The sequence below is a fragment of the Rhizobium sp. BK251 genome (genome assembly GCF_004345245.1).
Classification (GTDB): domain Bacteria; phylum Pseudomonadota; class Alphaproteobacteria; order Rhizobiales; family Rhizobiaceae; genus Rhizobium.
On the sequence record NZ_SLUQ01000003.1, the window covers coordinates 77747 to 90583 of the forward strand.

Consider the following 12837-nt stretch of genomic DNA (forward strand, 5'->3'; position numbering starts at 1 on the left):
CATCTGGGCGGCTTTTGTTTATCGGCAGATAGCCTGCCCCGGACGGACTCGATGTTTCAAGGGAAAGCCACTTCTGACAGCCGGCGCGAGACGGCCGTCCTCATTGGTCTGATCGTCCTCTTCGTTATTGCCCTGACATTGCATGCCGACTGGTCGCGCAACAATCTCGATCGGTATGGCGACATGGTCGAGAACTACGCCTGGGGCGTGCTCTGGCAGTGGGGCTACTACAAGCATCCTCCCTTCTTCGGCTGGCTCACGGCGGCATGGTTCGAGATCTTCCCGCGCCGCGACTGGGCCTATTTCCTCTTCTCCTCGCTCAACGCCGGTCTTGCGCTTTTCGTGCTCTGGCGGATCGCCGCGCGCTATGGCGACGCGAAATTCCGCCTGCTCGCGGTGCTCTGCGCGATGGTGCTGCCGTCGTTCACGTTCCTCGCGATCAAGTACAACGCCAATTCTGCAATGACCCCGATCTGGGGCGCACTCTTCCTTTTCTATCTGCGGGGGATAGAGAGGCAGCGCCTCGTTGACGCCGCGATACTGGGGCTTCTCGCCGGCATTGCGATGCTGACGAAATATCACTCGGCAGCGTTGCTCATGGCGCTGTTGCTGCACGCGCTTTTTGATCGCGAGATTCGGCCGATCCTGCTTTCGACCTTTGGTCTCGTCGTGCTCGGCACCTTCCTTGCCGTGATTGCCGGGCATGTGGTCTGGCTCGCCAACAACGAGTTCCTGCCGATCGTCTACGCTTCGGAGCAGGGGGACGGATCCGTCGCCGACGCGGCGTCCTCGACGGCGCGTTTTGTTGTCTCGCTCGTGGTCTACTCGCTGCCGGCCCTCTTGATCGTTTTCTTGATGCGCGGCATGGGGCGACATCGGAGAGGGTCGATCTCGTTCATATCGCTTCAGAATTTGTGGAGTTCGGCGGAGGGCCGGGCGCTTCTGGCTTTCGCTTTCCTGCCGACGGTCGTCACGATCTTTCTCGGTTTCGCGGTCGATGCCGAGCTAAGCGCCGTATGGGCTTTGCCGTTCTTCACGCCGCTTGCCATCCTGATCGCGCTTCTCGTGCCCCGGACAGCGCTTGAGAGCCGCGTTCATTTGTCGACGATTGCAGTCGTTATCTTCCTCGCCGTGATCGTCGTGACCGCGCCCCTGATCAAATATCTGACCCGGGATGAAAACCATGCTCATTTCGCCGCACCGACCGAGCAGATGATCGCGAAGCTCGACGCGCTGTGGCTTCAATATGGAGGCGGCTCGCTTCACCCTTATGTGGCCGGAGACGTCTTCTCCGCCAATGCGGCTGCGTTTTACTCTGCCTACAAGCCAAGGATCATCGAAGGAAATTCTGTCGAGTATTCAAAGGCATATCTCAGCGCGGAGAAACTGAGGCAGCGCGGTCTGATTCTGGTCTGCATGGAGCCCGATGCGCCGTGCAGCGATGTCATCAATCTCGTCGGTATCGACCGTGCGACGCGGGCGAGCTTCGACCTGCCCGGTTATGACGGCCAGTCTCAATGGCATTTTACCGTTTGGATGGTGCCGCCGCAGCGGGGATCACGTGAGGCTGCCCTCGATCGACCACTTCGATGCGAAGAAGTTGAGAACGGTCGCGATGCCGGTGCCGATCACCTTTGCCCCCCATAGCGGGACGAACGAGGAGAGGAGCGCGATCGTCAGCGTCGAGACGCCGAGCGAGATGATGGCTCCGGTCACGAGGAAGCGCGGCGCCGAGCGGCGGTCGCCCAACTCGCTGGACGCCTCGAAGGACCACCGGGAATTTGCGAAATAGGAAAAGCTGACGGCGACGATCCAGGCGCAGACATTGGCCGCGAAAGCGTTGAATTCCAGCGTCAGCAGCGCGGCAAAGACCGAGAAGTCAACGACGGTGTTTGCGGCTCCCACGGTCAGGAAGCGGATGAGCTTGCTTTTCAATGAACGATTGGGTTGCATCGATATCGGCTTGATGGCAAGGCGCGTTAAGGCCTTCTATTCGCATTTGCAGCCGGTCTCTGCAATCGCTTTTAAGCATGCCGGGCCAAACTAGGGCGTCTGCCGATGGTTTTGTCGCCGGAGCAGACCTCTGCCTTTAGCAGAGGCAAGCCTTCTAAGCGGAGACCGCAATGCCACTTTTGTCGATCGTCGTACCCTTCCTCGATGAGCGTGAATCCGCGCCAGCTTTTGCCGGATTCCTAAAGAGGCTCACCCTGGAATTGCGGGACCGGTTCGGCCTTGATACGGAAATTGTGCTGGTGGATGACGGCAGCACGGATGACAGCGTTGCCCGGTATGCGTCCTTGATCGAGGGCAACTGGAAGATCGCCGAGCTCAGCCGCAATTTCGGCAAGGAGATTGCGCTCTTTGCCGGTCTTGAGCTTGCTGCCGGCGACTATGTGATGATGATGGATGCGGATCTGCAGCACCCTTATGATACCTGCATCAAGCTCGTCAGCGGGCTCCTTGGCGATCCCGAACTGGATGTCGTCTATTCCGTGCGGGACGATCGCGTCCGGGAATCACCCAGCAAGGCAGTGGGCAGCCGGTTCTTTTTCTGGCTCATCAATTTCCGCCAGCGTTTCATCGTCCCGGCAAATGCCGGGGATTTCCGGATCATGAGACGCCCTGTCGTCGATGCATTTCTCAAGGTCCGCGACAAGCATCGCTTCAACAAGGGGCTCTACGCCTGGGCAGGCTTCCGGCAAAAGGGTATTCACTACATACCGGACGAACGCGCAAATGGCGTTTCGAAGTGGTCCGGTCTTGCCCTGCTTTCGCTCTCGCTCGAGGGAGTGACGTCGTTTTCCGCCTTGCCCCTGCGCGTCGTTTCCTTCTGCGGCGCCATGGCCGGATTGCTCGGCATGATCTATGGAATCAAGATCATTTTTGAGGTGGTTTTCGATGGCATTCGCGTTCCCGGCTATCCGAGCCTGATGGTTGCCGTCCTGGTCCTTGGAGGACTGAACCTCGTACTCCTCGGATTGCTCGGTGAATATCTCTGGGTCAACACGGGCGAGACGAAGGACCGTCCGCTCTATCTCATCCGCAAACTCCACCAATCGAGTGACCGCACATGAGCGCGCCTGCAAGAGAAGCGTCGAAACCAGTCTGGCTCGTCGCCGACGACTATGGCCTTTCGCCGGCCATCGGCGAGGGGATACGATCGCTCATCGCCGCGCGGCGGATTTCCGGTACCGGGTGCATGACGCTCTTCCCCGAGTGGCCGGACGAGGCGCGCCTGCTCAAGAGCTGCACGAACATAGGCCACGCCGTCATCGGCCTTCACCTGACGCTGACGGATTTCCCTCCGCTCACCGGCGAAAGCGAGATTGCGCCGGACGGGCGCATGCAGCCGGTGAAGACAGTCGTCGTGCAGAGCTGCCTGCAGAAAAGCCTGGAGCCGCTGATCCATGAGGAGCTCGATGCGCAGCTCGACGCGTTCGTCGCGGTGATGGGCCACATGCCGCATTACATCGACGGCCACCAGCATGTCCATTTCCTCCCCCCGGTCCGCTCCTGGTTCTCCAAGAGAATCGGTCGCTTCATGGGTGCCGAGGCCGTGCCGTGGCTGCGCGGCGAGCCCTCGGTGTCGCTGGTTGAGGGCCTGGTGGTGAAATCGAAGGTGACGGCAATCTGCCTGCTCGGTGCAGGCTTTGACAAGGCGATGCGTGCGGTCGGCTATGACGTCGTCGGGCCGCTTGCCGGCTTCTATGACTGGTCCGGTGCCGATGACTTCGCTTCGATGCTCAAGGCGCTGCGACCGCAGCTGCCGGAGGGGGCTGTCGTCATGTGCCACCCGGGCGATATCGATACCGTGCTCATTGGCCGCGACAGGCTGGTTGAGCCCCGCAAAACCGAGCTCGAGGTGCTCGCACAATCACAGGCATTCAACATTCTCGACCGCAGCAGTCTTGCGGTGGCAGGCTCGATGGAGCAAGAGACTTTGCCCGGGCGCCCTTAGCCGACCGGCCGAAGCAATTGCCGTACTGGATGTTTGATGCCTGACCTTCAGACCATTCTCGACGATATCCACGCCGAGCTTTCGCCGAAGCTCGGCGATGGCAAGGTCGCGAGCTACATTCCAGAGCTTGCGAAAGTGGATCCGATGCAGTTCGGGATGGCAATCGCGACCGTCGACGGCGATGTCTATCTCTCCGGCGATGCAAAAGTGCCGTTCTCGATCCAGAGCATCTCCAAGGTCTTCATGCTGACGCTCGCGCTCGGCAAGATAGGCGAGGGCCTCTGGAAGCGCGTCGGGCGGGAGCCTTCGGGCACGGCCTTCAATTCCATCGTCCAGCTCGAGCTGGAGGAGGGCATTCCGCGCAACCCCTTCATCAATGCCGGCGCGCTCGCCGTCAGCGACGTGGTCCTGGGCGGCCACGCGCCGCGGGAAGCAATCGGCGAACTCCTGCGCTTCGTCCGCTATCTCGCCGATGACGAAACCATTGGCATCGATGACAAGGTTGCGCGATCGGAGACGCAGACGGGCTATCGCAACATCGCGCTTGCCAATTTCATGCGGGCCTATCGCAATCTCGACAATCCGGCCGATCATGTGCTCGGCGTCTACTTCCATCAGTGCGCCATCGCGATGAGTTGCCTGCAGTTGGCAAGGGCCGGGCTCTTCCTTGCTGCGCGTGGCCGCAACCCGTCTACCGGCCATTCCGTCGTCTCGGCGAGACGGGCACGGCGCATCAACGCGCTGATGCTGACATGCGGCCATTACGACGGCTCGGGGGATTTTGCCTATCGCGTCGGCCTGCCGGGCAAGAGCGGCGTCGGCGGCGGCATCCTCGCGATTGCGCCCGGAACGGCATCGATTGCCGTCTGGTCGCCGGGCCTCAACAAGGTGGGCAATTCCCAGCTCGGCTCGGTCGCGCTGGAGATGCTGGCGGCACGCACCGGCTGGTCGGTTTTTGGCGATTGAAACGGTGTTTCTCCCGGCAGGCTTCTGCTAAGGAGATGGCAGCGGTGGCGCAGTCGCGTGCGCCCGACGGGATGACAGGATGAATATTGCAGCTTCGATAGTGGGTGATGTGGCCGAATTGGTGGATGCCGAAGGTGCAGCCTCGCATCCGCTCTTTGCACAAGTGCCGCGATCGGTCTCTTTCAACAAGCTGCGCAAGCGGCTGTTGCGTCAGGTTCGTCAGGCGCTCGAAGACTTCCAGATGCTGAAAGGTCAGAAGCGCTGGCTCATCGGGCTTTCCGGCGGCAAGGATTCCTACGGCCTGCTCGCCCTTCTCCTCGATCTGCAATGGCGTGGCCTCCTGCCGGTCGAACTCGTCGCCTGCAACCTCGACCAAGGCCAGCCGAATTTCCCGAAGCATGTCCTGCCGGACTACCTGAAGTCGATCGGCGTCACGCATCGAATCGAATACCGCGACACCTATTCCATCGTGAAGGAGAAGGTGCCGGAGGGCGCGACCTACTGCTCGCTCTGTTCGCGGCTGCGCCGCGGCAACCTGTACCGCATCGCCCGTGAAGAGGGCTGTGACGCGCTGGTTCTCGGCCATCACCGCGAGGATATCCTCGAGACCTTCTTCATGAATTTCTTTCATGGCGGCAGGCTCGCGTCGATGCCGGCCAAGCTGCTCAACGACGAAGGCGACCTGATGGTCTTGCGGCCGCTCGCCTATTGCGCGGAAGACGATCTCGCGCGCTTTGCTGTGGCCATGGAGTTTCCGATCATCCCTTGCGACCTCTGCGGCTCGCAGGACGGACTGCAGCGCAATGCCATGAAGGACATGCTGGCGGATATCGAGCGACGCATGCCTGGCCGCAAGGACACGATGCTGCGCGCTCTCGCCCACGTAAACCCTTCGCATCTTCTCGATCCCAAGCTGTTCGACTTTGCCGGCCTCGTGGCCGCCGCTCCGTCGAGCGAATAGATACCCAGGATGTTCACATGACCTCGAAGATTGATGTGCCGGCTCTGGCCGACTTGTTGCGCCGCGCGGCCAAGGCCGAAATCCTGCCTCGATTTCGCCGGTTGGACGTTGGCGATATCCGCTCCAAGAGCGAGGCGACCGATCTCGTGACCGAGGCCGACGAGCGCGCCGAGAGAATGATCAAGGCCGAGGTCGCGGAGCTCCTCCCGGATGCGGTCTTCGTCGGTGAGGAGTCGGTCGCTGCCGATCCTTCGCTGCTGCCGCGCATCAACGGCGCCGATGTTGCGATCATCGTCGATCCGATCGACGGAACCTTCAACTTCGCCTCCGGCATACCGGCCTTCGGCGTCATGGCCGCCGTCGTCGTCCGGGGCGAGACGGTTGCGGGCATCATCTACGATCCGATGGGAGACGATTGGGTGATGGCGGAGAAGGGCGCAGGCGCTTGGCAGCGGCGACCGGACGGCGCGGCGGAGCGACTTTCCGTTGCGAAGCCTGTGGCGCTCGGCGAGATGGTCGGCATGGCGTCGACCGGCTACCTGCCGCAGGCAAAGCGCGCGGAAATCCTTGCCAACCTCGCCAAGGTGCGGTTCATCACCAACTATCGCTGCGCGGCGCATGAGTATCGCACCTTCGCCGGCGGGCACGTGCATTATCTCATGTACAACAAGCTGATGCCCTGGGATCACCTGGCGGGGACATTGATCTCGCAGGAGGCCGGCGCGTTCGCCGCCCGCTTCGACGGGTCGGCCTATCTGCCGCACCATGTCGAGGGCGGTCTCCTGCTTGCGCCCGACAAGGCGTCCTGGGAAATTCTCCGGCGCGAGGTCTTCACCGTCTAAAGCAGTTCCAGGAAAAGTGGGAACCGGTTTTCCGTCCGGAACTGCGTGAAAACAAGGGGATAGAGCATTTCCGCGATTCGGAGAAAAGCGGAATTGCTCTACTCAGGAAGCCTCCCGATCGACGCTGGCAGCCCAGTCGCACTGGAAGGCCAGGACCGGCTTCGCAAAGCCCTTCAACCGCCGACGCGCCGCGTTGACGAAGATGCTGGAGGAGCCGTATTCCCGGAAGATGCTCTCCGACACCAGGATGTGGTCCATGGAAGCCGCGGCACACAATCGCGCCGCCAGCTGCACCGTGCGGCCGAACAGATCGTTGCTGTCCTCGACCGGCTCGCCGCAGTCGAGCCCGATGCGGATATGCATCGGCTCCGGATTGCCGGTATTGTAGCGTCTGAATTCCTTCTGGATCGTCATGGCGCAATCGACAGCTGCGGTCGTCGATGCGAACGTCGCCATGATGCCGTCACCGGTATGCTTGACCTCGCGGCCGGCCGATTGGCTGGACGATTGCGTCGTGGGCCCTCACCATTTCCGTCGCCATCCGGTCGCCAAGGCGGGACGTCATTGCGGTCGAATCGACGATGTCGGTAAAGAGGATCGCCCTGTGGCCGGCCCCCATGTCGGACGAGGATGGCCCCGGCGCGGGGCCGAGCTCAGGATCATGGATGCGGCCGAGAAACGCTTCGACTGCCGACAGGGCGACTTCGACAATTTCCGTCGCGATGAAGCCATGCGCCTCTCGATGCACGCACTGGGCTGTTTCCATGTCGGGCGCTTCAACGAGGCAAAAGGTCGTCCCGCGCCGCTGATCGAACCAGTAAGTCAGGAATTTAACGCCGTACTGATCCTGGATGGCGACATCCTTGCGATGTGCTTCGGCAATATCGGCGGCGGACGTTCCAGCGAGTTCATGCCGGTCCATGAAGATAGGCATTCGGCTCTCCTACCGAAATTCTCGGCGTTTCGGAAGCGCTTCATCCTAGGACTTTGATCGACGGCCGTCCATTCTTTGCTATAGCCAGCCGGCGCCCTTGTTTGAGGCGCGCGCCGGCTGGGAGGTCCCCAACTCAGATATGGGCACTTCCGGGGTCGAATTGCGGATCATCGCCCGGATGCGTGAAGAGCTTTCCCTTTTCCGCCCAGAGGGTGGCGAGGACCGTAATGGCGCCGAACAGCGCAAAGCCGCCGAAGAGGGGCTGCACCGTACCGTTGAACATCTGTCCCACAGCGCCGCCCAGAAGGGCGCCGCCCGTGGTCGACACGAAGCCCGTGATGGCCGTCGCAGTACCGGCCAGATGCCCCATGGGCTCCAGGCTGATCGCGGTGAAGTTCGTGGCGATGACCGCAAAGAACATCAGCAGGATCGAGAAGAGGATATAGCTGAAGACGAAGGGAGGCGTGCCGCCCAGCGCATGCACATAGCCAAAGATCGACAGGATGGTGAACAGGAGCATGGCAGCATGCGAAATGCGGCGCATGCCGAAGCGGCGCACGAAGGAGCCGTTCGCGAAGTTCGCCACCGCGATACCGCCTGCCGTCGCCGCAAAGGCGATGGGCAGCCAGTCGCCGAGCCCGTAAAGCTCTCCGAATACCTGTTGGACGGAGACAACATAGGCGCAGATCACACCGGTGAAGAGCGTGAGGCCGATCATGTAGCCGCAGGTGATACGGTTCGTCAGGACGGTCTTGAAACCGGTAGCAACCGATGTGGCCGAGAGCGGCAACCTTTCTTCCTCCGGCAAGGATTCCTTAAGGCGCGCAAGCGCCCAGAGGAAAAGGATCGTGCCTACGACGCCGAGCAGGATGAAGATCCAGTGCCAGTCGGCATAGGTGATGATGAGCTGGCCGATGGATGGCGCGATGATCGGCACGATCATGAAAACGATCATGACATAGGACATGACCCTTGCCATCTCGCGGCCGCCAAAGCAGTCGCGCACGATCGCCATCGTCGTGATGCGCACGGCCGCAGCGCCGATGCCCTGCACGAAACGCATCAGGAGCAGCGTGTTGAAGTCATGGGCTGCCGCAGCCGCAAACATCGCGCAAGCGTAGAAGGCAAGGCCGCCCAGAAGGATCTTGCGGCGGCCATAGGTGTCCGAGAGGCTGCCGAAGACGATCTGCGAAAGGCCGAAGCCCAGGAAGAAGGAGGCGATCACCAACTGGCCGTCATTGATGTTGCCCGCCCCGAGGGAGTGCCCGATGCTCGGCAGGGCCGGGATCATGCTGTCGATCCCCATGGCCACGCTGGCGGTCATGATGGCGATGGTGATGATGAATTCCACAAGGCCGAGCTTGATGCGGGCCGCGCCCGCGGGCGCGGGCTTAGGCGTGTGAGTCGACGTCATTTTTGAACCCCATGAATGACTTGGACTGAGGGCCTTTCGGCGCTCAAGCGGCAGGATGTTGGACCTGGAACAGCTTTCCCTTCTCCGCGATCAGCACGAAGACCAGACCGATTACCGAGACGATGAAATAGCCTGCGATCATCGGCAGCGCCGTGCCGTCGAAGGCCTGGCCGATCGCAGCGCCGATCAGCCCGCCGCCGATCGTGCTGGTGAAGCCAAGGACGGAAGAGGCCGTACCTGCGACGTGGCCGAGCGGCTCCATCGCGAGCGTATTGAAGTTGGAGCCGATCCAGCCGAACTGGAACATCGCGAGGCCGAAGAGGGTGATGAAAATGGCGAACGGCATCGGCTGCGAGCTGAAGACCTGGACCATCAGCCAGACGAAGGTGATGGCAACGAAGCCGACGAGCGATCCATGTGAGAGGCGCCGCACGCCGACCTTGCCGACAAAGCGCGAATTGAGGAAGGACGACAGCGACATGAAGATCGCGACGCCGGCGAAGGCGACCGGGAAAAAGACGCCGAGACCATAGATGCCGACATAGATTTGCTGGGCTGAATTGATGAAGCCGAACAGGGCGCCGAAGATGAAGGTTGTCGCGAGGCAATAGCAGAGAGCCACGCGATTGCCGAGCACGATGCCGAAGCCGCCGATGATCGAGCGCAGCGTGAAGGGACGCACGTCCTTCGGATTGAGGGTCTCAGGCAGCCGCATATACATCCAGACCGTGACCAGCGCAGCGATGGCGGCGATAAACACGAAGATCATGTGCCAGTTGGCGACCATCATGATGACTTCGCCGGCGCCGGGCGCGATGACAGGCACGATCATGAACACCATCATGATGAGCGCCATGACCTCCGCCATCTGCCGGCCGCCATAGATGTCGCGAACGATCGAGATCGTGATGACACGGGTTGCCGCCGCGCCGAGGCCCTGGATGAAGCGCAGGAGAAGCAGGCCGGCGAAGGAGGGAACGAAGGCAATGCCGATGGCCGAACAGATATAGACGCCGAGGCCGATCAGGAGCGGCAGGCGCCGGCCAAAGCGGTCGGAGAGCGGCCCATAGAAGAGTTGGGCGGATCCAAAGCCGAGAAGATAGGCGGAGACAATATATTGGCGGTGGTTTTCGTTTTCGACGCCGAGGCTCTGGCCGATTTGCTGGAGAGCGGGAAGCATGATGTCGATCGCCAACGAATTGACGGCCATCAGGAGAGCTGCAAGCGCGATGAACTCACGTTTGCCCATGGGCAATTCGCCCGCGGACACGAGTTGTGAAGAATTTGCCACAATGAATTTCCCATGAACAAGTCAAGGCGCTGCGGAGCGCAGCGCCTTGATAATCAATATAAATCTGGAAACCGGGCGAACCCGGTGCCCGGTCAGGCGGCGCCGCGAACCGTGATGCCGCTTTCCTGAAGATGCTGCTGGAGTTCGCCAGCCTGGAACATTTCGCGAATGATATCACACCCGCCGATGAATTCGCCCTTCACGTAGAGCTGGGGAATCGTCGGCCAGTTGGAATAGTCCTTGATACCCTGGCGGATTTCCGAATCTGCGAGGACGTCGATGCCCTTATAGTCGACGCCGAGATGGTCGAGGATCTGAACGACCTGTCCGGAGAAGCCACACTGCGGAAACTGCGGTGTGCCCTTCATGAAAAGAACGACGTCGCTGCCCTTGACTTCGTTGTCGATGAATTCGTGAATTCCGCTCATGAAATAATCCTTTCACATGCGGGTTAAAGGCCCGCCGTTCAATCGTCCATGCTATGTAGCAATCCAATCGGTGGAATTCCAGCCGAGAAAATCAAAAAACGACCTTCATTGCAGGTTGTGATCGAGCTGTTGCTCGGCCGTTACGGTCCGGCCTCCGGAAGAGGTCTGGCCGCGGCGCGACCGGCGTCCTCCGTACGTCGCTATTGACGCGCCCTGTGCTCTAGGAGCGCTTCTGCCTGCTGCGCGAAGCTCCCGTCTTGCGCCGGCTTACCTGCTTCTTCGGCGGCTTGCGCGCGGACGCCGATGGCTTGCTCGTGAATTGACCCGTCGAGGATGAGCGGGATTGCCGCTTCTTCCGTTTCGTTGCGGTCCGCCCCGCCGTCTTCTTCAGGATCTCCTTGAGCACGCTGTCGACAATGCCGCCAACGAGCTCTTTCATGATATCCGCCATGTCCAACCCCCGGTAACAATCGGCCGCCAATGCCAAAAAGCGCGAATGTTCCTATTGAATTCCTGCTGCTTTGAGTTAGCAAGCGGTCCTTGTGGTTGGGAGATGTTTTTGCAGACGGCCGATGCTGGGGAGTGCAGCATCGGAATGGCGGGGAAGCGTTCATCGTTCCTCGACGGAAGATATTGATGGATCGTATTGCCAAAAGAGTCGTTTTGCATTTTCCCGGTTTCGAACCCCTTGATGCGAAGGCGCACCACGCCCGCTATGCGCGCTCCGCCAAGCAGAGTGCCGCTGTTTGGGGCTACTTCGCTGCTACAGGCGATCAGCAATCCGGTCCGGCGCCGTATTTCGATGTGGAGGCGACGGGCGCGGACTGGCACGCGCAGAGCCGCATCTACATGCTCGACCATAACGACCTGTTGCGGCTTCTCGTCGACAAGACGCTGCTGCGCCGCCTGAGCGACGGTTTCCTCAGCGCATGGCGGGTCGCCATCTCCGGTGGCCTTGTCGGCTATTTTCGCCATGCCTGGCGGTTCGGGCTGTTCTTCCTGTTTCCGTTCCTGCTGATGGCGCTCGGGCTTCTGGCTTGCGGCGCTCTTGCCGCGCTGCCCTGGCTCTTCGGTCTGCCGCTCCTGCACCTCGTCTGGAGCTTGCAGTTGGCTTTCCTTCTTTTCAAGCGCGCGTTCCTGCCGTTTACCGAACGGTTTCATACGCTGCATCTCTTCGCCGACTGGGAGCTTGCCGTCGCGCTTGCCCGGCTGGACAACAATGAGATCTGTCGCTGGCTGGAGGACTGTGCTCAGCGCGCGAGAGTGGCGCTGCGCGAAGAGGCCGATGAATATGTCATCACCTCGCACAGCATGGGCTCGAGCGTCGCCGCCCATGTGATCGGTATGCTGCTCGAACGCGAGCCGGAGCTGTTTGCCGGCAAGCGCGTCGTGTTTGCGACGCTCGGCTGCGCCATCCTGCAATGTGCGCTGCTGCGTCCGGCCGCGGTTCTGAGGTCAAGGGTAGGGTTGATCGCGCGCTGCAGGGATGTGACGTGGCTCGACGTTCACTGCCTCACCGACTCAATCCATTTCTACAAGGTGCCGGTGGTGGCGGCGACCGGCCACGCGGATGCGCCGCAGCCCAGGATCATCTTCATCCGGATGAAGCACATGCTCACGGCCGAGCACTATCGGCGCATCAAGACGGATTTTCTGAGGGTTCATCGCCAATACGTGCTGGGGCCCGATATCCGGGCTCCGTTCGACTTCACGCTGCTGACGGCCGGACCCTTGCCGGCGGCCGCCTTTGCGGAGTTCTCGCACGCGAAGATGCCCGTGCTCTGAGCCCGGGCATTGTCTTTGTAAGGTCAGTCGGGTGCCGAGGTCTGCAGGGCAAGGGCGTGCAGGATGCCGCCCATGTTTCCCTTCAAGGCCTCGTACACCATCTGATGCTGCTGCACGCGGCTCTTGCCGCGAAACACCTCCGCAACGACTTCTGCCGCATAGTGATCACCGTCACCCGCAAGGTCGCGGATCGTGACCTTGGCGCCGGGAATTCCGGCCTTGATCATGTCTTCAATATCGCCGGGCTTCATTGGCATG

At 61.1% G+C, this 12837-nt stretch carries 13 protein-coding genes and 1 pseudogene; 7 read left to right on the forward strand and 7 right to left on the reverse strand.

What is annotated here, in order from left to right; genetic code table 11:
- Positions 1-51 precede the first annotated feature (51 nt).
- A complete protein-coding gene (locus tag EV286_RS07425) occupies positions 52-1647 on the forward strand; it encodes a glycosyltransferase family 39 protein (protein ID WP_132956399.1) in 1596 nt (531 codons plus the stop codon).
- Here EV286_RS07425 and EV286_RS07430 read toward each other — a convergent pair.
- Positions 1558-1953, reverse strand: coding sequence for a GtrA family protein (locus EV286_RS07430; protein WP_132956400.1), 396 nt, complete (start codon positions 1951-1953; stop codon positions 1558-1560). The genes EV286_RS07425 and EV286_RS07430 overlap by 90 nt on opposite strands.
- A gap of 170 nt (positions 1954-2123) precedes the next feature.
- Between EV286_RS07430 and EV286_RS07435 the strand changes: the two genes are divergently transcribed.
- The 5 genes from EV286_RS07435 (at position 2124) to EV286_RS07455 (ending at position 6727) form a co-directional block, all read left to right on the forward strand.
- On the forward strand, positions 2124-3074 hold the full coding sequence (locus EV286_RS07435) for a glycosyltransferase family 2 protein (protein ID WP_132956401.1): 951 nt from the start codon (positions 2124-2126) through the stop codon (positions 3072-3074).
- Positions 3071-3958, forward strand: coding sequence for a ChbG/HpnK family deacetylase (locus EV286_RS07440; RefSeq protein ID WP_132956402.1), 888 nt, complete (start codon positions 3071-3073; stop codon positions 3956-3958). Before EV286_RS07435 ends, EV286_RS07440 begins: the two co-directional genes overlap by 4 nt.
- A gap of 36 nt (positions 3959-3994) precedes the next feature.
- Positions 3995-4924: a glutaminase gene (locus EV286_RS07445; RefSeq protein WP_132956403.1), complete on the forward strand. Its 930-nt coding sequence runs from the start codon at positions 3995-3997 to the stop codon at positions 4922-4924.
- A gap of 79 nt (positions 4925-5003) precedes the next feature.
- Complete coding sequence (gene ttcA / locus EV286_RS07450) at positions 5004-5885, forward strand: tRNA 2-thiocytidine(32) synthetase TtcA (RefSeq protein ID WP_132956404.1); 882 nt, start codon at positions 5004-5006, stop codon at positions 5883-5885.
- Positions 5886-5902: 17 nt separating this feature from the next.
- Positions 5903-6727 carry an inositol monophosphatase family protein gene (locus tag EV286_RS07455; RefSeq protein ID WP_132956405.1) on the forward strand — a complete coding sequence of 275 codons (825 nt, stop codon included), beginning with the start codon at positions 5903-5905 and terminating at the stop codon, positions 6725-6727.
- Positions 6728-6829: 102 nt separating this feature from the next.
- Here EV286_RS07455 and EV286_RS07460 read toward each other — a convergent pair.
- From EV286_RS07460 to EV286_RS07480, 5 genes and pseudogenes are all read right to left on the reverse strand, one after another.
- Positions 6830-7661: pseudogene (locus EV286_RS07460) on the reverse strand (nickel-binding protein).
- 133 nt (positions 7662-7794) lie between these two features.
- Entirely contained in the window at positions 7795-9075 is a 1281-nt protein-coding gene (locus EV286_RS07465) for a multidrug effflux MFS transporter (protein ID WP_132956406.1), read from the reverse strand.
- Between the two features lie 43 nt (positions 9076-9118).
- Positions 9119-10324: a multidrug effflux MFS transporter gene (locus tag EV286_RS07470; protein ID WP_132956407.1), complete on the reverse strand. Its 1206-nt coding sequence runs from the start codon at positions 10322-10324 to the stop codon at positions 9119-9121.
- A 134-nt stretch (positions 10325-10458) separates the two neighbouring features.
- The gene (gene grxD, locus EV286_RS07475) at positions 10459-10794 is read right to left on the reverse strand and encodes a Grx4 family monothiol glutaredoxin (protein WP_132956408.1); all 336 of its coding nucleotides are present in this window, start codon (positions 10792-10794) and stop codon (positions 10459-10461) included.
- 220 nt (positions 10795-11014) lie between these two features.
- Positions 11015-11245: a hypothetical protein gene (locus tag EV286_RS07480; RefSeq protein ID WP_132956409.1), complete on the reverse strand. Its 231-nt coding sequence runs from the start codon at positions 11243-11245 to the stop codon at positions 11015-11017.
- A 185-nt stretch (positions 11246-11430) separates the two neighbouring features.
- On the opposite strand from EV286_RS07480, the gene EV286_RS07485 reads away from it, so the two are divergent.
- Positions 11431-12579: a hypothetical protein gene (locus EV286_RS07485; RefSeq protein WP_132956410.1), complete on the forward strand. Its 1149-nt coding sequence runs from the start codon at positions 11431-11433 to the stop codon at positions 12577-12579.
- A gap of 23 nt (positions 12580-12602) precedes the next feature.
- On the opposite strand, the gene EV286_RS07490 is transcribed toward EV286_RS07485, so the two are convergent.
- Positions 12603-12836: a BolA family transcriptional regulator gene (locus tag EV286_RS07490; RefSeq protein WP_132956411.1), complete on the reverse strand. Its 234-nt coding sequence runs from the start codon at positions 12834-12836 to the stop codon at positions 12603-12605.
- Position 12837: the final 1 nt, after the last annotated feature.